Origin of the sequence: Pseudothermotoga sp. U03pept (assembly GCF_051235805.1) — a bacterium.
GTDB lineage: Bacteria > Thermotogota > Thermotogae > Thermotogales > DSM-5069 > Pseudothermotoga_B.
Window position 1 is genome coordinate 1 of record NZ_JBPNXV010000002.1, and the last position, 24,694, is coordinate 24,694.

Annotated in this window: 18 protein-coding genes and 1 CRISPR repeat array; of the genes, 10 read left to right on the forward strand and 8 right to left on the reverse strand. The window is 41.7% G+C overall.

The features are described 5' to 3' along the window. The first annotated feature begins 814 nt into the window (after positions 1–814). The 5 genes from ACSFC1_RS09950 to ACSFC1_RS09970 all read left to right on the forward strand — a co-directional run bounded on the left by ACSFC1_RS09950 (position 815) and on the right by ACSFC1_RS09970 (position 6,630). Complete coding sequence (locus ACSFC1_RS09950) at positions 815–1,897, forward strand: ROK family transcriptional regulator (RefSeq protein WP_435566028.1); 1,083 nt, start codon at positions 815–817, stop codon at positions 1,895–1,897. Next, positions 1,884–3,251 (forward strand): glycoside hydrolase family 3 N-terminal domain-containing protein, encoded by a 1,368-nt coding sequence (locus ACSFC1_RS09955; RefSeq protein WP_435566029.1) that lies wholly within the window; start codon positions 1,884–1,886, stop codon positions 3,249–3,251. Before ACSFC1_RS09950 ends, ACSFC1_RS09955 begins: the two co-directional genes overlap by 14 nt. 1 nt (position 3,252) lies before the next feature. Next, positions 3,253–4,464 carry a sugar ABC transporter substrate-binding protein gene (locus ACSFC1_RS09960; RefSeq protein WP_435566030.1) on the forward strand — a complete coding sequence of 404 codons (1,212 nt, stop codon included), beginning with the start codon at positions 3,253–3,255 and terminating at the stop codon, positions 4,462–4,464. A gap of 85 nt (positions 4,465–4,549) precedes the next feature. Next, the gene (locus ACSFC1_RS09965; protein WP_435566031.1) at positions 4,550–5,419 is read left to right on the forward strand and encodes a carbohydrate ABC transporter permease; all 870 of its coding nucleotides are present in this window, start codon (positions 4,550–4,552) and stop codon (positions 5,417–5,419) included. Next, positions 5,416–6,630: a carbohydrate ABC transporter permease gene (locus ACSFC1_RS09970; RefSeq protein WP_435566032.1), complete on the forward strand. Its 1,215-nt coding sequence runs from the start codon at positions 5,416–5,418 to the stop codon at positions 6,628–6,630. The genes ACSFC1_RS09965 and ACSFC1_RS09970 overlap by 4 nt, the downstream gene beginning before the upstream one ends. On the opposite strand, the gene ACSFC1_RS09975 is transcribed toward ACSFC1_RS09970, so the two are convergent. Further along, complete coding sequence (locus tag ACSFC1_RS09975) at positions 6,627–7,604, reverse strand: redoxin domain-containing protein (RefSeq protein ID WP_435566033.1); 978 nt, start codon at positions 7,602–7,604, stop codon at positions 6,627–6,629. The two genes, ACSFC1_RS09970 and ACSFC1_RS09975, sit on opposite strands and share 4 nt — an antisense overlap. A gap of 167 nt (positions 7,605–7,771) precedes the next feature. Between ACSFC1_RS09975 and ACSFC1_RS09980 the strand changes: the two genes are divergently transcribed. The 3 genes from ACSFC1_RS09980 to ACSFC1_RS09990 all read left to right on the forward strand — a co-directional run bounded on the left by ACSFC1_RS09980 (position 7,772) and on the right by ACSFC1_RS09990 (position 9,788). Continuing rightward, complete coding sequence (locus ACSFC1_RS09980) at positions 7,772–8,494, forward strand: class I SAM-dependent methyltransferase (protein ID WP_435566136.1); 723 nt, start codon at positions 7,772–7,774, stop codon at positions 8,492–8,494. A 268-nt stretch (positions 8,495–8,762) separates the two neighbouring features. After that, positions 8,763–9,380, forward strand: coding sequence for a hypothetical protein (locus ACSFC1_RS09985; RefSeq protein WP_435566034.1), 618 nt, complete (start codon positions 8,763–8,765; stop codon positions 9,378–9,380). Positions 9,381–9,434: 54 nt separating this feature from the next. Further along, positions 9,435–9,788 (forward strand): hypothetical protein, encoded by a 354-nt coding sequence (locus ACSFC1_RS09990; RefSeq protein ID WP_435566035.1) that lies wholly within the window; start codon positions 9,435–9,437, stop codon positions 9,786–9,788. 143 nt (positions 9,789–9,931) lie between these two features. Here the strand turns inward: ACSFC1_RS09990 and ACSFC1_RS09995 are convergent, their stop codons facing one another. The 3 genes from ACSFC1_RS09995 to ACSFC1_RS10005 all read right to left on the reverse strand — a co-directional run bounded on the left by ACSFC1_RS09995 (position 9,932) and on the right by ACSFC1_RS10005 (position 11,827). Then, entirely contained in the window at positions 9,932–10,195 is a 264-nt protein-coding gene (locus tag ACSFC1_RS09995) for a hypothetical protein (RefSeq protein ID WP_435566036.1), read from the reverse strand. A 212-nt stretch (positions 10,196–10,407) separates the two neighbouring features. Then, positions 10,408–10,551 (reverse strand): hypothetical protein, encoded by a 144-nt coding sequence (locus ACSFC1_RS10000; protein WP_435566037.1) that lies wholly within the window; start codon positions 10,549–10,551, stop codon positions 10,408–10,410. Positions 10,552–10,582: 31 nt separating this feature from the next. Beyond that, complete coding sequence (locus ACSFC1_RS10005; protein WP_435566038.1) at positions 10,583–11,827, reverse strand: MFS transporter; 1,245 nt, start codon at positions 11,825–11,827, stop codon at positions 10,583–10,585. 367 nt (positions 11,828–12,194) lie between these two features. On the opposite strand from ACSFC1_RS10005, the gene ACSFC1_RS10010 reads away from it, so the two are divergent. Both ACSFC1_RS10010 and ACSFC1_RS10015 read left to right on the forward strand, forming a co-directional pair. Beyond that, positions 12,195–14,558 (forward strand): phosphoketolase family protein, encoded by a 2,364-nt coding sequence (locus tag ACSFC1_RS10010; RefSeq protein WP_435566039.1) that lies wholly within the window; start codon positions 12,195–12,197, stop codon positions 14,556–14,558. A 23-nt stretch (positions 14,559–14,581) separates the two neighbouring features. Then, positions 14,582–15,661: a hypothetical protein gene (locus tag ACSFC1_RS10015; RefSeq protein ID WP_435566040.1), complete on the forward strand. Its 1,080-nt coding sequence runs from the start codon at positions 14,582–14,584 to the stop codon at positions 15,659–15,661. Between the two features lie 459 nt (positions 15,662–16,120). Continuing rightward, positions 16,121–20,180: a CRISPR direct-repeat array (repeat unit 29 nt; unit sequence GTTTATATCCCACATAGTTCAGATGAAAC). A gap of 220 nt (positions 20,181–20,400) precedes the next feature. Here the strand turns inward: ACSFC1_RS10015 and cas2 are convergent. The 4 genes from cas2 to cas3 are packed head-to-tail and all read right to left on the reverse strand — an operon-like array spanning position 20,401 to position 24,694. Beyond that, positions 20,401–20,667, reverse strand: coding sequence for a CRISPR-associated endonuclease Cas2 (gene cas2, locus ACSFC1_RS10020; RefSeq protein ID WP_435566041.1), 267 nt, complete (start codon positions 20,665–20,667; stop codon positions 20,401–20,403). Further along, complete coding sequence (cas1b, locus tag ACSFC1_RS10025; protein ID WP_435566042.1) at positions 20,667–21,686, reverse strand: type I-B CRISPR-associated endonuclease Cas1b; 1,020 nt, start codon at positions 21,684–21,686, stop codon at positions 20,667–20,669. Before cas1b ends, cas2 begins: the two co-directional genes overlap by 1 nt. Then, positions 21,658–22,179: a CRISPR-associated protein Cas4 gene (gene cas4 / locus ACSFC1_RS10030; RefSeq protein ID WP_435566043.1), complete on the reverse strand. Its 522-nt coding sequence runs from the start codon at positions 22,177–22,179 to the stop codon at positions 21,658–21,660. The genes cas1b and cas4 overlap by 29 nt, the downstream gene beginning before the upstream one ends. 16 nt (positions 22,180–22,195) lie before the next feature. After that, positions 22,196–24,694: a CRISPR-associated helicase Cas3' gene (gene cas3, locus ACSFC1_RS10035; protein ID WP_435566044.1), complete on the reverse strand. Its 2,499-nt coding sequence runs from the start codon at positions 24,692–24,694 to the stop codon at positions 22,196–22,198.

The following is a 24,694-nucleotide window of genomic DNA, read 5'->3' on the forward strand; positions in this document are numbered from 1 at the left end:
CAAGCTGTGAAACAACAAGCAGACTCAAGTCAAAATGTGAGCGGTGCTTCAGAAGAGCTAAGTTCTATAGCAGAGAGTTTGGTAGAACAAGTGAGAAAGTTCAAGATCTGAGGAAATCTTTAAATACTCTTTGATGTTTTCAAAAACAAGATTGAGATGAAAGGGGCTTTATGCCCCTTTCATATTTGAAGAGGTATCTTTCCTATGAAGATCTATGCAAAGCCAACAGTTTTTTCTTGTGGCAGAAAGTGTTTCAGTCTTCTCCTTTGTGCCTTGGTAGTAAATCGCAAGTTAAGAACGATTGAAAATCAGATTCACCAGAGAAACGAGAAATTTCGGGTGATTCAGATTCTTCCAAAGACTTTTATTCAACGCAGCGATTCACGCAATTGCATGATCTGTTTATCATACCGAGGTAAGAAGACTTTCTCATTGAAAAGTGATGTAATTGATCTTTGACTGCTCAAGAGAATCGTTGGATGGAGTTATGCACTGGATGAAATAAAGGATAGAGATCTTCGGTGGGTAGAGAAAGTACTGAAAATGTTCATAAAAGATCAGACCGTCACTACTCATAGATTCAAACCTCGCCAATCTTGCCCTGTTTCTTTTTGTAACACAGTAATAATGTGTGTTATGTATTAGATAGATTGTGAAAGAAATCTTGCGAAAATGAAAGCAAGTTGAAGAATATTCACATTGCAGAGTACAGAGTGGTAGTTTTGTTCAGTTTTCTTTTAGAATGGCGATTTTTCATACTTGACAACCTCGAGTACCCGCTGTATGTTAGTTGCAGGATGCAAACAACTAAGGAGTGGTTTTTCTGAACCAGCTACAGCATTTGGTACTCAAATTCATACATCAAGAAAGAGAAAGCACAGCGAGAACTTTGAGTGAACATCTCATGGTAGATGAATCGACTATCTCAAGGAACCTTAGACCACTGTTGCAGTCAAATATGATCAACGTGGTCGGCTTACTCCCAGCAGGGAGTTTTGGTGGCAGGCAGACTCGAGTGTTCTCTATCAATCCTGCCTATCTCAAAATTCTTGGTGTATCAATAGAGCAAGGTGAACTGTGCCTGGTAAAGTCCGATTTCTGTGCAAATGTTCTCTCTTGCGAACAAAAGACCGTCAGAATAAACTGCAGTAATTTCGCTTCTGTTCTTTCAGAGATCGTTCTTGAACACAAAGGTGAGATCGATGCTCTGGCAGTAGCCGCGCCTGGATTGATCTCTTCCTCAAAGGCAAAGATTGTGTATTCTCAAGCACTCGGTATAGAGAATCTCTTTCTTGATGATCTTTTCAAGAACTTGGACATACCTTACATCGTCATGAACGATGCCAATGCGGCAGCGGCGGCATATCTATCAAAGGCTAAGAACCTGGTCTATTTCTTGCTGAGCATACCCTTTGAGCTCTCAAAGGCTGTTGGGCTTGGCGCTGGCATTGTGTTGAATGGAGAGATCTACGAGGGTAGCAACAACTCAGCGGGTGAATTGGGCGAGGGAATAGCTCTTTTTGAAGATTCCAGAAAAACTTTGGAAGAGTTGTTAAAGAACAGAAAGCTCTTCGCTCAAATGAACTTTGAGAGGTTCGTGCAACACATCGCTTCGAAGATCTCAACGGCAGTGAATTTCATAGACCCAGAACTCATTATTCTTGGCGGTGACTTCTGCATATTTGAGAAACAACTTTTGATGAAGATCGTACAAGATGTTGAGAGAGCAGTTACAGTGAGAAAGATCAAAACTCTTGAGTGGCAGTTTGACACCGAAGGTTCAAAAACTGTAGCCATTGGTGCAGTCCATGGCTTTCTGAACAGATTTTTCGAGAATCTGGATTTCGCAAACCGCGTTATTGCAAAGAAGGGAAGAGATAAGAGTGAAGAACTTTGAGAGGATTTTCTTTTGTGGGATCTCAAAGGTTGAAGATCTTCAAATCGTTTTGGAACACAATGTTGGAGGAGTACTTCTTTATTCGTCAATTTTCAAAGATCCATCAGATTTTCTCTACGTGTTGAATCTCTTGAAGGGCAAAAGGATCTTGCTGTGTACAGACCACGAAGGTGGGCAGATAGAGATCATACCGTACATATTTCCAAGTCCTGGAAATCTCTTGATGGGAAGGAGTAACGAAGAAGCCGTTAACCGTTACTGCACTTTTGCTGGAAAGATTATGAAAATGCTTGGCTTCAACATGGTATTTGCACCAGTTCTCGATCTTTATTGTGCAACGTCGAACTCTGTTATTGGTTATCGAAGCTATGGTGCAGACCCATCTGTTGTTGCAAAGATGGGGTTGGCTGCAGTTGATGGTTATCGAAGATCGGGTATCGTTCCATGTGTGAAACATTTTCCTGGTCATGGCAGAGCCACTCAGGACAGCCATGAAGAACTGGCTATCGTGGAGGCCGATCATCAGGCTTTGAAAGAAGACTTATACCCGTTTGAAGTTGCGATCAAGAACCAAGTTGAATCAATCATGCTAGCTCACGTTGTCTACCCAGCTTTAGATGACAAACCTGCGTCGATCTCAACAAAAATTATCAAAGATTTACTCAGAGAGGAACTCAGATACAATGGTTTGATCATAAGCGATGCCGTTGAGATGAAGGCTTTGTCAAAAATCTATTCTCCATCTGAAATCATTGAGCAGTTCATAAACTCAGGTGGAGATATGTTAATTCTTTCAAATCCAGCCAATCTTGAAATCTACGTGCGCGCGTTGAAAGAATTATTGCAAGATGGCAGACTGGATATCAAACAGCTGAACTGTGCAGTAGAAAGAATAGAGTCTTTTGCAAAACCTGTTGAGAGCGAAATAGAATTTCTCTACTCAGCAATAGAAAGTTCCGTAGAGTTACATTTGAATAAACTCAAAGACAAGGAGCGATTGTTCCTCCTTCCAAGCTCTGTTTCTTTCAGTCAGGCAGATGTTTCTCACACGTATCTGCCTTTGATCAAAGAACAAGCTCAAAGACTCTTGAGGGCAAAGATTGTAGAGTTAGACGATCTAGGAGACTACACAAACGCTTTGGTCATAGATTTCATAGTCGATTTAACTTTAGATCAAATCAATGTGCATCGAGAACTTTCAAAAAGCTTTGATGTTATCTACCTGCTCACAAGAAATGCTTCACTCAAAAGGTACTTTGAAGATCTAAACTATGCTGTTCTCTATTCTTTGTCTCCGTTGGTAACTGGGATAGTCTTCAGGAAGATCTCTAAATTTCTCACAGGGGGTGAGTAGTGTGGTCAAAAGATTCTTACTGATTGCTCTGGTACTCCTGACAGCTTTGAGTTTTGGTAAAACCAAGATCGTCTTTTGGCAGTTCATGATGGACGACGCTATTGCAAAGGAAGTCCTCGAAGGTTTTTCGAAGGAATATCCAGATATCGAGATCGAGCTTGTGCAACTTTCCTGGTCCACTGGCTTTGACAAAATCGTCACAGCGATTGCTGCAAATGCTCCACTGGATGTTGTTGAGCTGGGTAACACATGGGTTGCAAACTTTGCAGCACAGGGAGCTATCTTGCCACTTTCAGAACAAGATCTGGCAAAGTACAAGTCTTTCCCAGGCATGAATTCGGCAGAGTACTTTGGCAAGTACTATGGTTATCCATGGTTACTCGGGACGCGTGCCATGTTCTACAACGTCGATTTGATGACAAAAGCTGGACTTGATCCAAACAATCCACCAGAGAGTTGGTCTGAGTTGCTCGAAGCTGCGAAGAAGATATCTCAAATCCCTGGCGCATACGGTATAGGACTACCAGCAGGTGAAGTTTACAGTCCTTGGCAAGAATGGTTTTTGCTCGCAGTATGGGGCAACAACGGCGATGTAGTTTCAAAAGATCTCAAAAAAGCAACACTCAACACACCACAGGTTAGAGAAACAGCAGTTTTCTACCAAGAGCTTTCGAAATATTCAATGAAAAGTAAACAAAAAGATCTTGGAGAAGCCTTCGGGCAGGGCAAGCTTGGATTCCTGGTGAGTGGAGCGTGGTCGATAGGAAGTTTAGCACAATCTTATCCAAATCTGAACTTTGGTGTCTGTTTTATACCCAGACCAGATAAACCAACTGGAGTGCACGCATCTTTCCTTGGCGGAGAGATTCTGGCAATTCCAAGACAATGCAAGAACATCGAAGCAGCCAAGAAGCTCATAGAATATCTCATGAGACCAGAGGTTTCAATGATCATCACCAAACATTATCCCGGTGTCTATCCTGCAGACCCGAAAGCCGCCTCTGATCCATGGTTCGATGACAACCCACTGCACCTGATTTTCTTTGAGCAACTCAAGACAGCTTACCCAGTTCCACCCACACCCGCATGGCCCAAGATAGAAGATATTCTCACCAACGTTGTCGACGATTTGATCGTTAGTTACAAACCAGTTGATGAAGTTCTACAGCGCTACAACGCGGAGATTCAAAGGGTGCTCGACGAGGTCAAATGAAAAAGTGGGGACGCTTCAGCGTCCCCTTGATAGAGACAAAAAAGTCCGTTATGGCTCACAGAAATTATACAGGAGGAGAAAAAGGTTGAGGAGAACTAAAGCTTTAACAATCTTTCTCTTTTTGCTACCATGGCTTGTGACTTTTGCAGTTTTCACTGCATATCCACTAATTTTTTCAATAATTGTGAGTTTTACAGATTACACTGGTTTGAACCCAAAGATGGACTATGTTGGAATGAAAAATTATCTGAGGGCTTTTTCAGATTCAGTCTTTGTCAAAGCCCTTAGTAACACTTTCAGCTTTGTCCTAATCACCGTACCTGCAACGACCATTATTTCTCTCTTTTTGGCGTTACTTTTGACCAGCGGCATAAGGTTCAAGAGACTCTTTCAAGCAGGGTTTTTCTTGCCTTCTGTGATCTCGATGGTTGTCATCTCTATGATTTGGTTGTACATCTACAGTGCGACAGGTCCATTGAATCTTTTCTTCAATTCAATAGGTGTGAGGGTGCCAATGCAGAGCTGGCTTTCTTCTTCGAAAACAGCCTTTGGCTCCATCATGGTCATGGACGTATGGTCTGCTGTTGGTTATTACACAGTCTTGTTCGTAGCCGGCTTGCAGAGCATACCCATACAGCTTTACGAAGCAGCCAGGATCGATGGTGCAACAAGGTGGCAGACTATCAAGAGGATCACACTGCCTTTGCTCAAGCCAACGATCTTGTTTGTCATTTCGATAAACTCTATCAGGTCTTTTCAGATCTTCACAGAGATCTTTACGCTCACAGGCGGTGGTCCTGCAAACTCAACACAGACGATCGTTCATTACCTTTACGATACTTCTTTCAGAAAGTTCGAAATGGGTTATGGTTCAGCGATGGCTTACATTCTATTTGTCATTATCTTGAGTATAACACTTTTCCAAAGAAAGATTCTAAAGGGTGAGCAGCTGTGAGAATCTTCATCTACAGTTGTTTGTTCATCTTTCTTGCGGTGTCTTTGCTACCACCATTTTTGATGATCTTCACCTCTTTTGTACCAGAAGGAGATCTCTTCAACAGAACTATTGAAAAAACATTGGCTGATTTCGAAGCTCCCAGAGTCGTCTTGCTCAACAAGATAAGACCACTGAAGAGTTCTTTGAATGTGATTCAACTGGAGAATAATTCATTTGCAAAGATACAGCCAAGCACTGAGTTTGTTGGTTTAGGTTTCTCTCTTGGCTCTTCTGATATAAACATGTTGAAGTTTGTGTGCTTCAAGATAAAAAATGATCTGCCCGTCTTGGTGAGAGTTGGCTTTAAAGACATAAAGGAAAGAGTTGAGTATTTCTACGAACAACAGCTACCAGCTAATCAACGATGGTCGATTCAAAAGATAGCTATAAACCCAAAAACTCTGTCGCTCGACACACTACACATTTCACAGTTAAGGATAGAGTTCATAGCTCGGTCAGAGATTTATATGGACGATGTATCTTTTGTGAACAGCTTTCCAACCTTCTACAACTTCATCAAAGTGCTCGGTTCAGACAATTTTGGCAGATATCTTTTGAACAGCAGCATAGTTTCTGTTTCGGTGGTCATCGGAAATATCTTTTTCTGTGCCCTCATTGGATATTGCTTTGCCAGGAAAAGCTTTCGTTTCAAAGAAACGCTCTTTGCTTTGATACTTGGCACTATGATGATTCCGCCGCAGGTGACGATCATCCCAGTTTTTATCTTGATGAAAAAATTAAATTTGATAGACACCTACTGGGCGCTGATATTGCCAAATCTTGTTTCACCTTTTGGTGTCTTTCTGATGCGCCAATATATTGAGCAACTACCTTTTGAACTCGATCAAGCAGCGTATGCAGATGGTGCGAATGATTTTCAAATCTTCTGGCATGTGATCTTTCCTCTGTGCAAACCTTCGATAGCAGTTTTAGGTATTAACACCTTTGTTCTTACTTGGAACGATTTGTTCTATCCACTGATTTTGACAACTTCCCGAGAGATGAGAACTGTGCAAATAGGTTTGGCGCTCTATCAAAAACTGAATGTCTTCACCTGGCCAACGCTCATGGCAGCTTCAACCTTGGCAGGCTTGCCGATAATAATAGTCTTCTTAATCTTTGAGAAAAAGATCATCTCTGGTATTCTCGAAGGAGCAGTAAAGGGCTAAACAAACTCAAGTACGTTTTCCAAAGGCTGGCGATCTCGAGCCGAAAGTTCTGCATTCTGGTGCTTTTCAGAAAGTCCTGAAAGATCACCTGTTGGGTATGCAATCGCCAAGATCGTTATGAGCACATGGTCTTCTAAGTTTGGGAAAATCTTTTTGACGGCGATTGGATCAAAGCCTGCAACAGGATGAGCCACCAAGCCCATTTGAGTAGCCTGAATCTGTAAGAATGCCACAGCTTGACCAAGATCGAAGAGAAAGTAATCTCTGTTATCTGAAAGCTGACAATCCATATCCTTCTTTGAGTGAACGATTATCAAGGCAGGTGCCTTCTTCATCCAATAATTTCCACCAGAAAGAGCTTCGTGTACTTTTTCGAGCATCTCTTTTGATCTAACAACTATGAACCTCCAAGGTTGTTTGTTCGAACAAGATGGTGCAAGATGTGCTGCCTGTAGGAGAATTCTGAGTTGTTCGTCTGAGATCTTTTCTTCACTCAGAGCCCTTCTGGCTCTTCTGAGTACTATTAATTGATTCAAAGAGTTGTCTTCGCTGATAATCTTCAGTAATTCTGCCTTCACTTGTTCAACATGTCCTGCGACTTTTACATTAAAAGCACTCCACCTGATCCTGTACCATCGATCCAGGATTAACGTTGATCTCAAAATCTTACCATTCTTTTGTGCATTCAGCGACTTAGCAAGCTCACCGTTTGTATCTGCCAGGAAACTCATCCTCAATTGATATTTCTCTTTGAAAATCTTCAACGTCTTTGAACTGTCTCTTGAGACACCAAAAACTTGCGCGCCACGACTTTCGAACCATTCGATTTCCTTTGAAAAGTCTTGAGCCTCTTGCGTACAGCTAAGAGTGCCAGCCTTTGGAAAGAAGTATAATACAGTATACCTACCAAGTAGATCAAGATTCGTTCTCTCCCTGTTTTCTTCATCCAGGAGTTTGAAATCGACCAATTTCATTTTCTCACCTCCAAGAATGATAATACTTGATTTACTGACTGAGAGTACCAGAGGTGAGTTCTTGATAAGTAGTGGTATCATCCAGATGGTAATATGCTTTAATCTCGTTGCCATAGAAAGGTGGCTAACGGTGAACGAAAACTCTTGGAAGATTTTCTTTGACCAATATGCTCCACGCTACATGGATGAGATTTTCACAAAGAATTACCAAGCAGGAGGTAGATTTCATTGAAGAAGAATTCGATCTGCCCGAGGGCTCATCCATACTTGATGTTGGATGTGGCACAGGAAGACATGCTATTGAGCTTACGAAGAGAGGTTACAGAGTAACAGGTATAGACATCTCTGAACAGATGTTAAGGGAAGCTCAGAGGAGATGCATAGAGGAATCGATTGATGTGGAATTCATTCAAGTAGATGCCACCAATTTTGAAGCTAAAGAATTGTACGATGCTTGTATTTGCCTTTGTGAGGGAGCTTTTGGACTTTTGTCAGAAGGAGAAGATCCATTTGAAAGAGACATGAAGATATTGAGAAACATCAACAGAGCTTTGAAAAGCAATGCGCCTTTCTTATTGACAGCCCTCAATGGTTTGAGGATGATTCGCAGCTATACAGATGAAGATGTGGCAACGGGTGTATTCGATCAGCTTGGAATTGTTGAAACTCATCCTATGTCAAATTACATTGAAAATGCGCCAGAAGGAGTCTTCCTTAGGAAGAAGGGTTTTGTTGCAACTGAACTTGTGTTGATGTTGAAGGTGAGTGGGTTTCATGTACAACACATCTGGGGTGGTACAGCAGGTTCGTGGAACCGTCAACCACTCAAAATGGACGAAATGGAGTTAATGGTCTTTGCCAGAAAGATCAAAAATGATTTTTCTAAGTGAACGGTTTTTGGAAATCTGAAGTGCCTTCAGGTAGGCTTTTCTGTTCACACTCTGCATTTCGAGCTGAAAATAGTTACAGTCGATTTGTGATCTACTCAAGTTCCGTTGGGAATTTGACGGCATCGGCAACTTCTCTTATCTTCATTGGGATTTTTTGATTAATACCACGGCATCAAATGGAAGAATAGTTGACTTCATTCAAATTATGTGCTATTATTAAAAAAAAAGACAATAATCAACCGCTAAACTTTCTGGGGAGGGGATTGGGATGAGAAGATTGATCTTTGTGCTCGTAACATTAGTTTGCACAATTCTGTTCGCAAAGGGTGCGTTCTACGTAACAGAGTATGAAAGCAAGACTGAGTATCAGATCGAGTACATGCTTGATTCAGAGTTGCATACTTGGGTAGGCAAGAAAGATTCCGTTGATCTAAGCCTTGATAAATTCAATCTGCTTCTGTCGGTCATTGAGAAAAACGCCCACTATGTTGAAAAATTGAAGAATCAACTGGAAATCTCGAACAAACAGATTGCCGATCTTCAGAAAGAACTTGATGCGGCAGTTGCGACCATGACAAGCCTTCGAGATAGGCTAACTGAGAAAGAGAAATTGCTTGATACGGCAATTGCGACCATGACAAGCCTTCGAGATACACTAACTGAGAAAGAGAAATTGCTAGCAAGCCAAAATGAAATTATAGCTGACCTGACAGACAAACTCAAGCAAAAGGACAATCTGATAAACAACCTGAGACAGCAACTACACAATCAGGAAATCATAAACAAGAGCCAAAATGAACTGATAGAAAAGAAGAACGAGTATATCTCAATTCTGGAAGGGACTGTACCCGCAACGGCAACAAATCTTGTAAAAGAGATGGATTAAAAGATATCTGCGCTGACTGATCAGCTTTCAGATGCACAAGCTTCCATCACATCTTTGCAAGAGGACATTCACCATCGAGAAGAGCGAATCAAAGAATTAGAGAAAGCGTTAGCAAGCGCAAATGAAAAAATAGAGTTTCTCGGCGGACTTCTCGAGACTGCGGAAAGTTCTGTGACAAACCTGCAGAATACTTTGCAAGAAAAGGAAAAGCAAATCGATGAATTGCTGAAGAAACTTCAAGCGACAGAAGATCTTCTGCAGAACAAACTATCAGAATCTGTCTTGTTGCTCAATTCGCTTCAAGAGCTTTGGTCAGAGATCCAAAGTACATCTGATCAATGGCAAGATCTAAACACAAAAACCAAAGAAATAATCAAAAGACTGAGTGAGATTTTCTCTGGAAAATAACACGTTGATGACCGCCAAAGATCAGAATGCTGTTGTTTTTCAAGTTATTGTCAATTCAATAAATAGATATAGATAACTGAAGCTTAGAGATTAGCAATCTGTAGTACTCTCATTGGTTGATCAATCGATCGGGTGCCTTTCATTCAAGAAGGCACCAATTTATTTGCTGTCATATAGCCCATCGAAGTGGCGTGCTGAATAGATCTTGTCCAGCTAGAGCAATCACCTATAACGTGTAGGTTCTTGGTCACATCGTTGTTGAATTTGTCTGAATAAAATTCCATTTCAACGGCGTAAAGTAGATTCTCAAAATAAGCAACGTCATCTATAACATCACCGAGCTTGTCTACAAAATCAACCGACGACTTTCTGATCTTCGATGCAAAGACTAAATTTGCATCTTCCAAACGGTTGTGCCAAAGAGAGAATTGATGTTTTTGGATGAGGAAAAGTATTCGAAAAGATTACTGTTAGTTTCTTTGAGTGAGTCGGTTCCCAAATGGAAGAAATAAGCCTTAACAGGTTCGAAACCATTATCGTAAAAGGTTCTATACGTCCCTTCGCCTGAAAATGACTCGCCGAATTCTATTCTTCTTCCTTCTCGTTCGAAAGATTTGAGTTACTCGATCATATCAGTCTTATCCTTCACAGTGGGTTTGTATCCAAAATGTGTCAAATAGAATATCGCTGTCTTTTGCTGTATTTCGATGGGAATATCCAGTTCTCCACCCATACTCTTGCTGATGAAAACCTTTCCAACCATTCACTCGTGCTTGCAAATTTTGACTTGCTCGCTACTTTGTTTGACTTTGCAAAAAAGCCTCTCTAGGAGCTAAGAAAACAAAGGCTAACGACACGGCGAGTATCAAGAGGTTGAGCAGTAAGAAGAAACCAAATGCGTTCATTCTGTCAACTATTATTCCACCCAAGAGAGAGCCGATGGGTGTCAGTCCAGAGGAGAAGATAGTGAGAATAGACAGAACTCTTGAGCGCACTTGAGAAGGAATCAAAGCTTGGAGATTGGCACCTATTGGGACATTCACAAGCATGTTGAAGATTCCTATCAAGAGCAAAAAGAATGATGACAAGAACATGGAAAGACTTTTCTGTGTACCAACTTGCATGAGTAACAATGCCATAAGGCAACCTATAAAGCTTTCCAAAGTTATCCCAATGGTGACAAGCCTTTTTGAATCAGTTGATGAGAAAAGAGTTGCGGTCAATAGACTTCCAAACAAAGCACCGACCATGAAGAGCATCTCGAGTATTCCGAACCACTGTGCTGAAAAATTAAGTTCCTTTCTAAGTATATATGGGATCACAACTGAGAAAGCAGGAGCTGAAATAAAATTGGCAATTGCTGCAAATATGAAAAGAGATTTTAATCCTCTGTTTGAAACGACGAATTTGATCCCATTTGCAATTTCCTTAAAGACACTCTCTGTGATGATTCTCTTTGAAAAGTTATAACGAATGAACAACTCACTCACGGCTGAAAAGATATAGAAAACCCCAGTGAAAAGAAGAACATACGTCATACCTGAAAAACCGTACAACAAACCACCGACTGCAGGACCTGCTATCTGTGCCAAAGACGTTGCCGCAGTGTTCAGTGACACTGCTTTTCTCAGTCTCTCAGCGTTAACCAAATCGGCTAACATCGCTGAACTTGGTGCATCGAAGAGCGCACTGATGATACCGAAGAACACATAAAAGATCAGCAAGCCAGTGATAGTTAATTTTCCATAGAGGCTCAACAGGAAACTCAACAGCAAAAGTGATCCTTTTGCAAGATCCAGAAAAACCATGAGATGTTTTCTGTTCATTCTGTCACCAATAACACCGGCAAACGGCAAGATCACAAATCTTGGAAGAGCACCAGCCAATGAAAAGATGCCCATCATAGTGCCAGAGCCAGTTTTGTCTAAAACGAACAAAGGCATCGCAACCATTAAAGCAGCCCAGCCAAGCAGTGATTCAAACCTACCAGAGATAAAGAGCAATAGATTGGAAAGTTCCCCATCTAATCTTTTTGTCATTTGATTCTCCTTCCTTAACATCGATTATTGTAATCGATGCTTTCAAGAAAGATTTCATCACAAAAAGAGTTTTATCACAGCTTCGCTCAAGTTTCAAAATCAAAAGAAGCAATGCTCTTAAATCAGTTTACAGCTTCAAAGTTGGCTGAAGAGATCAAAAAAGAACCTTCAGTTGTCCGCAGGCAGGCTTCGTAAGGTTATTGAAGCTACCGGCACACCACAAGATACGATATGACAAATCATCTCGAAAGAAGAGCCAAGATGTTCAATTGCTTTTATCAATCGCCGTGAGATCTTCGATTACAATCTGGTGATAAAACTTTCAAATGGATGATTTTATGCATTAAAATTGAATTGAGGTGAGAGTATGATCGAAAGACTGGTAGAGTTTTGGAAAGCCTGCTGTTATCTTTCGGCGGGCATGATCTACCTGCAAGACAATCCACTGCTTAGAATGCCACTTAAAGCTGAACACATAAAGAACAGATTACTCGGTCACTGGGGTGCTTCACCTGCTTTGAGCTTTGTGTATGTTCATGCAAATAGGGTCATTAAAAAACATGATCTTCATGCAATCTTCGTAGCTGGACCAGGTCATGGCGCACCCGGTGTGATAGCTCCAGTGTACCTTGAAGGTACATTGACTGAATACTATCCAGAGTTCACGCAAGATGAAGAAGGTATGAAGAAGCTTTTCAAGTACTTCTCATTTCCTGGTGGATTTGGCAGCCACTGTACACCAGAATTGCCAGGTTCGATACAGGAAGGTGGTGAGCTTGGTTATTCACTTTCCCACGCGTATGGCTCTGTCTTCGATAACCCAGAGATTATAGCAATAACAGTTGTGGGTGATGGTGAAGCAGAGACTGGACCACTTGCGGCATCGTGGCATTCTAACAAATTTCTCAATCCTGCCAGAGACGGTGCTGTTTTGCCAATACTCTCTTTGAACGGCTACAAAATAAATAACCCAACGATCCTTGCTCGAATAGAAGAGGACGAACTGATCAATTTGTTCAAAGGCTATGGATACGAACCCATCATCGTCGACGGTACCGACGATTATCTCGGATCACACCAGAAAATGGCAGAGGCTATGGAAAAGAGCGTCGAAAGAATCATAGATATCTGGTCTGATGCCAGAGCCAAGGAGAAGATGCAAAAACCTGTCCTGCCCATGATAATCTTGAGAACTCCCAAAGGTTGGACTGCTCCGAAAAAGGTCAAAGATCACTACATAGAAGGCTACTGGAGGTCTCACCAAGTACCGCTCGCAGATGCGAAAGAAAATCAAGAGACTCTCAAGATTCTGGAAAACTGGTTGATGAGTTATGAACCTGGTAAGCTCTTTGATCCATCTGGAAGGCTGAGAAAAGATCTGCTCGAGTTTGTTCCACCAGACCATTTGAAGATGAGCAAAAACCCAGCAGCAAACGGTGGGCTCGTTAGAACTCCCTTGAAGTTACCGCATCCGAAAGAGTTTTCCATCGATCCACAGCAACAGAAACTTCACGAGAACACTCGTCCATTGGGAGATTATTTGAAAAAAGTTATCGAATTCAATCCGAACAACTTCAGAGTCTTCGGACCAGACGAGACAAAGTCCAACAGACTCGATGCAACCTTCGCTCACGGTAAGGTTTGGAATGCAAAGATTTTACCTGTCGACAGCGACGAAGGTTTTCTTTCAGCCTCTGGAAGGGTTATGGAGATTCTTTCTGAACACACGATCGAGGGCTGGCTCGAAGGCTACCTCCTCACGGGCAGGCATGGTTTGCTGAACACCTACGAAGGTTTTGCACCTATCATTTCTTCAATGGTCAATCAGTTTGGAAAGTGGATCGACATATCCTCCGACATCCCTTGGAGAATGCCGATCTCTTCTTTGAACTTGTTGTTGACCTCAGTAGTGTGGCGGCAAGACCACAATGGTTTCACACACCAAGATCCAGGCTTTATTACCTCAATAGTCGATAAATGGCCCAACGTGGTAAGAGTCTACTTCCCAGCGGATGCAAATACACTCTTGGCAACGGTGTGGCACTGTCTGCAAACAACGAACAGGATAAACATCATCGTGGCAGACAAACAGAAGCATCCACAGTATCTCACCGTAGAAGAAGCGATAAAGAGTGTGATAAAAGGTATCTCAATTTGGGAGTTTGCATCGAATCATTTACACGAAGAACCAGATGTTGTCATAGCAAGCTGCGGAGATATTCCCACCAAAGAGGCAGTCGCAGCGGTGAAGATCTTGAAAGACTTTTTCCCGGAGCTCAAGATGAGATTTGTGAATGTGGTGAATCTCTTCACTCTAACGCCAAACAATGAACATCCCGACGGCTTGACAGACAGAGAGTTCAACTCTTATTTTACAACCGACAAACCTGTGATCTTCAACTTTCACGGTTACCCTTGGTTGATACACAGACTTACCTACAGAAGAAAAAACCACAACAACATACACGTTCGAGGCTATCGCGAAAACAGAAAATTTGGTGTAGACTCTACAACGCTCTCACCATTTTTGAAAGGAAGAGGTGGTATAACCACACCAATGCAACTGGCGATTTTGAATCAGATCGATAGATTCAGCATAGCTATAGACGTAATAGACAGAGTCGAACGAATAACAGAAAAGGCTGGTTACGCCAGAGATTTGATTAGAAACGCCCAGATTGAGGCTCTACAGTATGCTTATGAACATGGCGTAGACAAACCAGATCTTTAAATCTTTTTCTCGGGGGGTTGGCTGTGCAGATCAAGGTTGTTTACATAAGCGGCAGGTTCACCGTTTTGATCCCACTTTTGGGTTTTCTACTCGTGTGGATCGGGTTGCCGGTTTTTGTATTCAGTTTGCTGCGCTGGCAAATTCCCGGTTGGACTATCTTTCTTGGCTTTGTTGGAAGCCTTGTTCTGGCTTTGGCTTTTTCTGTTTTTACTTATGGACCTTTGATGAAGCTCGCTAAGGCAAGGTATGGCATTTTGGCTTTCGAGGATGGAGTTCTTACCTACAAAATTGGCAGGCACAAAGGTACTATTGATCTGAAAAAGCCACATGAACTTTCAATCAGTGCTGGAATAAGTGGTAGGGGCAAATCGACTGCGCAAATCGATTTTCGAAACACAAAGTTGATCATCCATCTGTATGGAACAACTCGTGAAAAGGTACTGAGAGTTTTTCCAGAGTCTTATTTCATCGACGAGCTCTCTGTTCTGCCAGAAGAGGGTCTTTGGGGCTTTGTATTATCTGAAGATGAGCCTGAACAAAAGAGATTCTTCTTTGCAGTCCTGGAGAGTGCGTGGCAAAACCGTGAGAAAAATAAGTACTATCAAGCTTTTGCACACTATCCTTGGCATGAAAAACCCAATCCAGCTTTCAGGCATATCAAAGTTATAAAAACTGAGTCTATGACGCCTGAAGAGAAAGAGTTTATCGACGAACTTTTAAAACAGGTAGTTGATAGATTGGAAGGTTCTTACGTCCGTGCCACACCACATTACCTCGTTGGTTGGGCTTACAAGTCTGTCAAAAGTACGTGGACAGGTACACCAGATTACTACTTCGTAATGCCCATCGGCTGTATCAATGTGGAAGTTTCACTTCCAAGACCAGATTGGAAGCCTTTCCTCATTGGGAATGTCATTTTAGAAGCCCTCGAGAGCTTGGGAGGTTCTAAAGGGTCGAGAATACCTCTTCGAGACAAAAGATATCTGTATATACGTGGAAAGGACAAAGATGGAAAAAGCTTAGAGCTGGCTTTCGATTGGTACGACCTTACATCTTCATTGTACGAAGAATCAGAAAGATTTGTCACATTTGCGAATCGTTAACAAGCCTTTGCATCGTACAGAAGAATTCATTGTCTAAGCCCAGCAACCAGCACATATCAAGATTTTCACTGAGAGTTTTTTGACCAAAATTGAAATACCATTCCGAACTTCGACTGTCTACATTCCTCTTTCAACGTAAGTTCAGTTGAAACTAAGATGGGGCGGATACAAACGCTTCGGTTCAGCTTTTGTTTTCATTATTCTTACTTAGATTGAGTTGAGATATCGCAGTGGGTCAAGCCAACCACGTTGACAAGCTTGTTCACATCCCACATGGTTCATATAAAACAGACCGCACCCATCTGGTTTCAATCGAATCTAAGAGGAAGTTCACATCCCACGTAGTTCAGATAAAACTACATCCATCATGGAAGATACACGTTTTCCATCTTCAAGTTTACATCCACGTAGTTCAGATAAAACAACATAAACAGTACGCTCGTTGCCTGTCAGAAGTTGATTTACATCCCACATAGTTCAGATGAAACTTGGGTGTAGTGCTTTATTTTGATGGCACAAGAGAAGTTTATATCCCACATAGTTCAGATGAAACTTGCTTTTCGTTTTCCATGATCGTTTTCGCTATTTCATGTTTATATCCCACATAGTTCAGATGAAACGCCTGTAGCGGAGGAGGTGAGATGATGGCGAAAATAGGTTTATATCCCACATAGTTCAGATGAAACCCTACTTACGCAATACATTCCTGAACCTTTCGATCTGTTTATATCCCACATAGTTCAGATGAAACACAAATGATCTTTGAAAAACTGAAAGTTCATGAGCCAAGTTTATATCCCACATAGTTCAGATGAAACTGATAACAGCAGCGAAAATCTTAAGGATAATTGAATCAGTTTATATCCCACATAGTTCAGATGAAACGACTACACGCCCGATCAGGACAATCACACCACAAAAGGTTTATATCCCACATAGTTCAGATGAAACTTGTCGTCTATCCCAAGCGCATCATTTTCGTCGAGTGTTTATATCCCACATAGTTCAGATGAAACTCTCGCGATCAATTCCGATATGCAAGCCGCGAATTAGTTTATATCCCACATAGTTCAGATGAAACTTTGAATTTGCTCTTGCCACACTCGATGGTCAGACTCAGTTTATATCCCACATAGTTCAGATGAAACACTTCAAATCTCGACGCGGCAATCGATAGTGTAGAAGAGTTTATATCCCACATAGTTCAGATGAAACAAAGCAGAGAAAAAGCTCGCAAAGCTGATCTATGAGGTTTATATCCCACATAGTTCAGATGAAACGAAAAAGGGATTGACTCAAAAGCAGTTGGCGAAACTTCTGTTTATATCCCACATAGTTCAGATGAAACTGAGATTGCTAAATCCACCATTGCTGAGACTCTCAATGTTTATATCCCACATAGTTCAGATGAAACCCTCTTTCGAGAATCAACTTGCTTCGCTTGTCTCTGAGTTTATATCCCACATAGTTCAGATGAAACGCACGAGAACTATCACCTGTTCGAGATTTACGCAGAGTTTATATCCCACATAGTTCAGATGAAACCTTTTAGACCAGCTCTGCGCATGTCTTCGATTCGATCGTTTATATCCCACATAGTTCAGATGAAACGCAAACCTCAAGCACGTAGTCTTCCGCAATTGCTTCGTTTATATCCCACATAGTTCAGATGAAACAGCGCTAACTCCCGCAATCGAAAAGATTGTTGAGCTGTTTATATCCCACATAGTTCAGATGAAACTGTCTCCGCAACAAGCTGGATCGCTCTTAGCAAGCTGAGTTTATATCCCACATAGTTCAGATGAAACGACAATGCAGAAGCGATGGACAAGCTGTTCTCGAGCAGTTTATATCCCACATAGTTCAGATGAAACTTTGTCTGGGGCCTCTTGAGCGCCGTTTCGGGCTCGGTTTATATCCCACATAGTTCAGATGAAACGGAGCTAAAACGACTTGAAAAAGAGCTCGAAAAACTGAGTTTATATCCCACATAGTTCAGATGAAACGGTTCGAGCTTGAGTGCGAGCCCAAGATCAATTATCTCAGTTTATATCCCACATAGTTCAGATGAAACCGAATTTGTACCCCAACTCAACGATCTTTTCGATTGCGGTTTATATCCCACATAGTTCAGATGAAACGCTGATCAAGAACGAGCAGACACTACCGCTTACGAAAGTGTTTATATCCCACATAGTTCAGATGAAACTGAAAAAGAAGCGGCAGAAGTAGCAAGAGACATCACGTTTATATCCCACATAGTTCAGATGAAACATAAGTTGCAAGCCCATCGACTGACCCGTGTGAATAGTTTATATCCCACATAGTTCAGATGAAACTGTTGGTCATCACGAGAGATTTGCATGTTTATCTTGGTGTTTATATCCCACATAGTTCAGATGAAACTCTCGAAGAACCGACAGAACCAGAGAAGCTCCGACACGGTTTATATCCCACATAGTTCAGATGAAACCGATCGCGTGCTTGACCTGCGCGGGGTAGTGCGTACGAGTTTATATCCCACATAGTTCAGATGAAACGCTGATAATCTTCAGCACGCTATACAAAAAGCTTCAGTTTATATCCCACATAGTTCAGATGAAACGTGTCTCCCCTATCCGATTTCCTCAAGACGGCATCGTTTATATCCCACATAGTTCAGATGAAACTTAGCAAACATGTTCGATCCGACTAACTTTCTTCCTAGTTTATATCCCACATAGTTCAGATGAAACGCCCTCAACGCTCATGCGGTATTTCCAACTGAGCTCGGTTTATATCCCACATAGTTCAGATGAAACTCTCGCTCCCATCTTTGTCCCGCCGCATGAAGTATTGTTTATATCCCACATAGTTCAGATGAAACGCAAAGAATTAAAACTTAGCGAACTCTGCCACTCACCGGGCTGGTTTATATCCCACATAGTTCAGATGAAACACTCCACTGTTTCCACCTCCTCGCTGAACTTTGCTTCGTTTATATCCCACATAGTTCAGATGAAACCTTTGCAATTGATTCTGTGATAGCATAAAGATTCTTGTTTATATCCCACATAGTTCAGATGAAACACAGCTCTCTTAAACTCCCTCTAATCAAAGTGACCCTGTTTATATCCCACATAGTTCAGATGAAACCCTCATTCATTTGACGACTACATCTTAGCACAGTACGTTTATATCCCACATAGTTCAGATGAAACGTGTCGCACGCGTATACGGTACCCGGGCGGTTTTATTTGTTTATATCCCACATAGTTCAGATGAAACTCTGACTGTCCTGCCCTGAGCGGCTCGATGCCGCTCGTTTATATCCCACATAGTTCAGATGAAACCGTGTGTTCCCAATACCGTTACAATACCGTTACCAGGTTTATATCCCACATAGTTCAGATGAAACGCAAGCTCGATTGACTATGCGATCGCGACCGCAACGAGGTTTATATCCCACATAGTTCAGATGAAACACTATAGCTCTGTCAACTATGCAAACGCGTTCTACAACGTTTATATCCCACATAGTTCAGATGAAACTGAACGCGGGTACTACAACGAACCGCATTACGACGACGTTTATATCCCACATAGTTCAGATGAAACTACCACGTTGAGCTCGGAGATGAAGAGTACTTTGCGTCGTTTATATCCCACATAGTTCAGATGAAACCCAACTCCTCCTCTAACTCAGTCGGTGTAAACTCCTCGTTTATATCCCACATAGTTCAGATGAAACTAAAAGGAACCCACAAGCGACTACTTCGAAAAACCAGGTTTATATCCCACATAGTTCAGATGAAACGAAGATTTGCGTTTGCACGACGTTTGACCAAGCCGAGTTTATATCCCACATAGTTCAGATGAAACGGGGTTGGGTGAAAACTCTGTTCCGGAGAATAATTCCGGTTTATATCCCACATAGTTCAGATGAAACAATCCATCACCGTTTGAGTTTGCTAATGTTAAAAAGGTTTATATCCCACATAGTTCAGATGAAACCGTTGATGTCGTCAACGATGTAGAATTCATGCTCAAAGTTTATATCCCACATAGTTCAGATGAAACTGGGATGCTAACTGTGTTGTTGTTAACCGTTCCGCCAAGTTTATATCCCACATAGTTCAGATGAAACGTCACTTGTCGGAGAGAGGCTGAAAATGTTGTATTGGTTTATATCCCACATAGTTCAGATGAAACTGGAGTCATGCCTGTCGGTTCCGTCTTTTTCGAAAATTGTTTATATCCCACATAGTTCAGATGAAACTTTACGCCGTTTGTCAATTACGCTTTCGCAAAGACTGTTTATATCCCACATAGTTCAGATGAAACGGGGGAAGTCGATAAACTTTTTCCCCCTCATAGTTTGTTTATATCCCACATAGTTCAGATGAAACGAGTACACAACAAACAACACTGTTTGGTTCCCTCTCGTTTATATCCCACATAGTTCAGATGAAACAAACTTATGTACATTGTGCCGTCTTCTGCTCTTTCTGGTTTATATCCCACATAGTTCAGATGAAACCATGTTATTTTGAAGAATAACACAACATGCAAAACACAAGACAGAAAGCTTCATAGAAAGATCTTTTGGGACATGTCAACGTGTCTCGGTAATCAAGGTAATTTGCAGCGATGTCCAGGTTGTCGATCATCCTTTTCCGTGAAATCATTGCTCTGCCCAGATCAGTTCCTCATTAGATAAATTCGGAATTCAAAGTAGCTTCGCTGCAGCGTCTATGACATCACAAAAAGTTATCTGTTAGTTCCTTTTCCAGACCTATTATCTGTTTGGTGAGATTCTTAGGGTAGCCGACTTCGTAGAAATATATTGAATCTTCCTCGCAGTTTATGATTTTCATTAGTTCCCGCTTGCATTGCTCGAGCTTACCGTAGTTAATCTCACCTTCGAACACGGAATTCTGGACCCACATGAAATACTTCTTTAAGATTTTCCTGACCTTGTTTACTCTGGATTCTGAAACATCGTAGGTAACAATGAAGTACGCCATCACCACCACGCCTTCAGCGGTTTATAAAGCTCATCACCAAGAAGGTGCTTTATCAGTTTGTAGCATTCGAGGCGAATCAATGTCCTGTATGAGACACTCCTCTTAAGTCTTCTGTGTTTAAGGGTGGTCTCGAGTTTTTCCTCGAATTCCTTCAGAAACTTCTTTCTTCCTGATTCACTTAGGTAGCAAAAATCAACTTCTTTGTCAAAATCCTCCTCCTTGAACATGTTATTGTTTACCATCTTGAAGATGACTGGGTCAACTATCAACGGCTTGAATATCTCAGATATGTCGAGACTCAGAGAAAACCTTTTTTCTCTTGGCTCATGAAGATAACTTATAGTTGGATTCAGCTCCGTTTTGTATATCTCTGAGAGAACGGTTGAGTACATCATCGAGTTACCAAACGATATCAGTGCGTTGATCGGGTTCGTTGGCGGTTTCCTTTCCCTTTTTCTCATCTCGAACTTTCCGTCCATAATCACATTAAACGCTTGATAATAAGCTTCTCTTGCTCTTCCTTCGTATCCCATCAATTCGGCAATTGTGCCATACTCGTACAATTTCGCTTGTTCGCTCATGACAGTTGCCATGTGTTCTTCTGTATCGGGGTAGTTCCTGAGGTTTCTCAACATGTGAAAGATTGCCCCTTCTACGAAAGAGCTCGCCAGGTAAAGTCTTTTCTCGTTGTCAAGATAATACTCAACCTGTCTTACTAACAAATCTCCAGAAACATTCTTGGATCTTGGTAAGAAGCTTCCTGAGTAGAAGCCATAATAATTGTAGAAGTGAATGGGTTTTCCATGTTGAGATAAGAAATTTAAAAACTTGGTGTTCATCTCGACTTCACCAAAAATGTGAATAGAATCAACATCTTCAATAGGCAATGCTTTCTTTTCTCCTTTCTCATTCTCTATGCAAATTGTGTTCTCCCTTCTCATGATTCGCCCACTGGAGAAAATATAATAGGGTCTGCTCAAGATTTCCCTCCTATCCAAAGCAGAATTCGTAGTATGCACACTTCGAGCAATAGGATTTCTTCACGGCAACAGGAGGCTTACGTGAGCTCAGAACTTCTTCTACCTTTTTCAAGGCTTCTTGCACCTCTTCTTCAGCTTCTGGTGTGAGAGAAACCTCTTCCTTTCTCCTCATCTTGGGATAATTAATGACGCCCTTCCTCTGAACACCAAGTAGCTTCAAATAATACAGATAATAAAGTACTTGAATCCTGTTCGCATTTGCCAACCTATTGCTGTATTTGATCTCTCTTATCTCTTCGCTATCCATCAGATCTATCTTTATCAGTTCGTCTATGAGAATCTCCCGTCTCGTTTTCTCTGGGTAGGCATACTCACTGAGGAGTTTCCCCAAAAGCACTTTTTCGTGGTTCTTTTCCATCTGAATTCCTCTATCAAACAGCCACAGCTTTCTTTCGCAAACGTAAAGATAATTGACCTTTACTCCGTTCATTCTTAAAGCTTGCAAGTCGATTCTGTCATAAATCTTGGTCACCCCCCCAGCTTCAGAGTCAATCTACGATATTGCTTTCCCTACCCTCGTGTAAGAAACCTTTCTCATGATCGTATTTTCCTGAGCATAAGTACACGCCTTCGAGCCATTTCAGGATCCTGTTCTTCTTTTCATCCTCTATCTCCGCCTCATAAATAAAACGTGAAGCTGGAGCCATGAATGTACTCCCTTCATGCATGTACTTCCTGGCATCAAGATTGACAACGAAATCCGACAAAACCTCTTGTTTGAAGCTTGAGTAACTGATGCTGTCTCCATATTTTGCGACGTACGCTTCTATCTCTCGAATGAACTCTTCTTTCCTTCCTTCCGGTATTACGGGTATTGTGTAAATTTCCCTGAATATTCGGAATGCCTCACTCTTTCTCTCAGACATAAAACCGGCGTTCAGTATGTCGATGGTCTTGTAAAACTCATCGAGATATTTCTTCAGTTCAGAAGGCTCATAAAAATCTCGAACGAGTTCATATTTACGGTATTCAGAAAGTTCTTGCTCTTCTTTTGAATCCAAGCCTAAGCACTTTGCTGTTCTTTTAATTTGTTCTTCGGAATAGACAACATACCTATGGCTTTCTTCAAACATCCAAATATAAACGTTGGGTTCATTTCCATAGAACCTTCTTTCTTCATCTAGATCGTATTGCTGCCCGTCACGTTCACTTTTATTTACTACCTTCCCGTTGATGTACATGTATCTTCTTGCAACTCTTCCCATTCGCTGGACCAAGCTGTCTAACGGGCAGATCTCCGTGAAAAGACAGTCCGCATCTATATCCAATGAAGCTTCCACAACCTGCGTCGCCACCAAGATCTTCGGCTTTCTTTCATTTACTGGTTTAGGATTCCTGAAGTTTTCTAAGATTTCTTCCTCTTTGTTCCTCCTGTCGTTGAAAGTGAATTCTGAGTGAAGCAAAAAGATGTCGCATCCATCGGCAGAGCTTTTCAACTTTTCGAAAATAGCTTTCGCCGAACGCACTGTGTTCACGATCACGAGAACTCTCTTGCCTTCCTTGGCTTTTTCTATGATTCTCCTGATCTGGTCTTCTGGGATTTCACCACTGTTTCCCTTTATCCTTTCAACCTTGATCTTGTGTTTGATGATCTTCTCGAAATAACCTCTTTCCTCTTCATAGATGTTTATTTCGTGGAAATTCACACCCTCTATAAAGCCGTTTTCTTCCAAGTACTCTTTCACAAACTTCGGCAGAGTCGCCGTCACAAGGAGAAACTTTCCACCCATCTTTTGTACCCATTCCAGAAATTTCACAATTATGGCACAAGCTTTTGGATCGTAGGCTTGAATTTCATCGATAACGAGTCGCGAGTGTGAAAGAGTTACGAAAATCTTTTCGTACCCTGGCGGTCTCAAAGCATAGGGGAAGAATTGATCTCCAGTCGAGATTATCACAGGATGAGAAAGCTGTCTCGAAAGCTCGTATGTTTTCATGGGATCAACCACTTCGCTGTCCTTCTCGAGAAGGTAAACGTCGGCATCGGAATGAAGCAAACCGACTTTGTTCCTGCCAAAGATGTTCGTAGCCCTTTCGTAGATCTGGTTCACTGCCGAACGGAGGGGCAGTGTATAAAGAAGTTTTTGAGAGTTCGACCAGAGAAACGCGAACTCGGTCTTTCCGTACCCGGTCGGAGCTACGAGAATCACGTTCTTGTCAACTGTCTTACCAATTTTTGAGAACTGCCAAGCAGTCGAGCTTATTCTTCTTTCAACATTTTTCCTCACGTTCACCTCTACCTTTTGTTCGATCTTGTCAAGTTGATCGATTCCTTCAGCCTCGCACCACGATGCAAAGTGATCGCACCTTTGAAGTATCCCGGAGATGATGATCCACTCTTTCTTTATCTGATCTCTCAATGGTTCGTAATCAAACGTGTAAGGAGGAACGGCGAGCTTTACGAGCTTTCTCTTATTCAAGATTGCTTCAACAAAGTCTTCGTTGATTCCAATGAATCTGAGATACTGCTGAAAGTCACGAAGTTCTGAACGAAGGTTTTCCAGCAAACGCTTTCCCCATTCCTCTTTAAGCTTTTTACAGACAGCTATCAACTCTTGGTGGCTCGACAAAAGGTAGTCTTCGTATCCATCTCTCCAGTGATGGTAAGCAACTGACGAAATCAAGAAATTGAAAAAATCGTTGAATTCGAACCCAAATTTGTCCTCCAGCTCTCTTTTTAACTCGTTTGTGTCCGTCAGAAAAATTGAAAACAGAGAATGTGGCACCTCATACACAACGTCCCAAGGTTCGTACTCCTTGTTGTGAAGGCGCCTGATCTGAAAGGCAGGTAAAGCCTTCCCAAGGTCATGCAAAAAAATCGCGATTCTCACCAAATCGCCGAGATTCTCATCTAACCCGTTCAAAGTGCCTTTTAGAACTTCGAAGGCTCTCAATACATCTCTGACGTGTGCTGAAAGGGTTATCTCAGTCGATTGAGACTTGGCAGATTTTGCCAGAATCATTTTTCGATCTTTATGAATATCCAT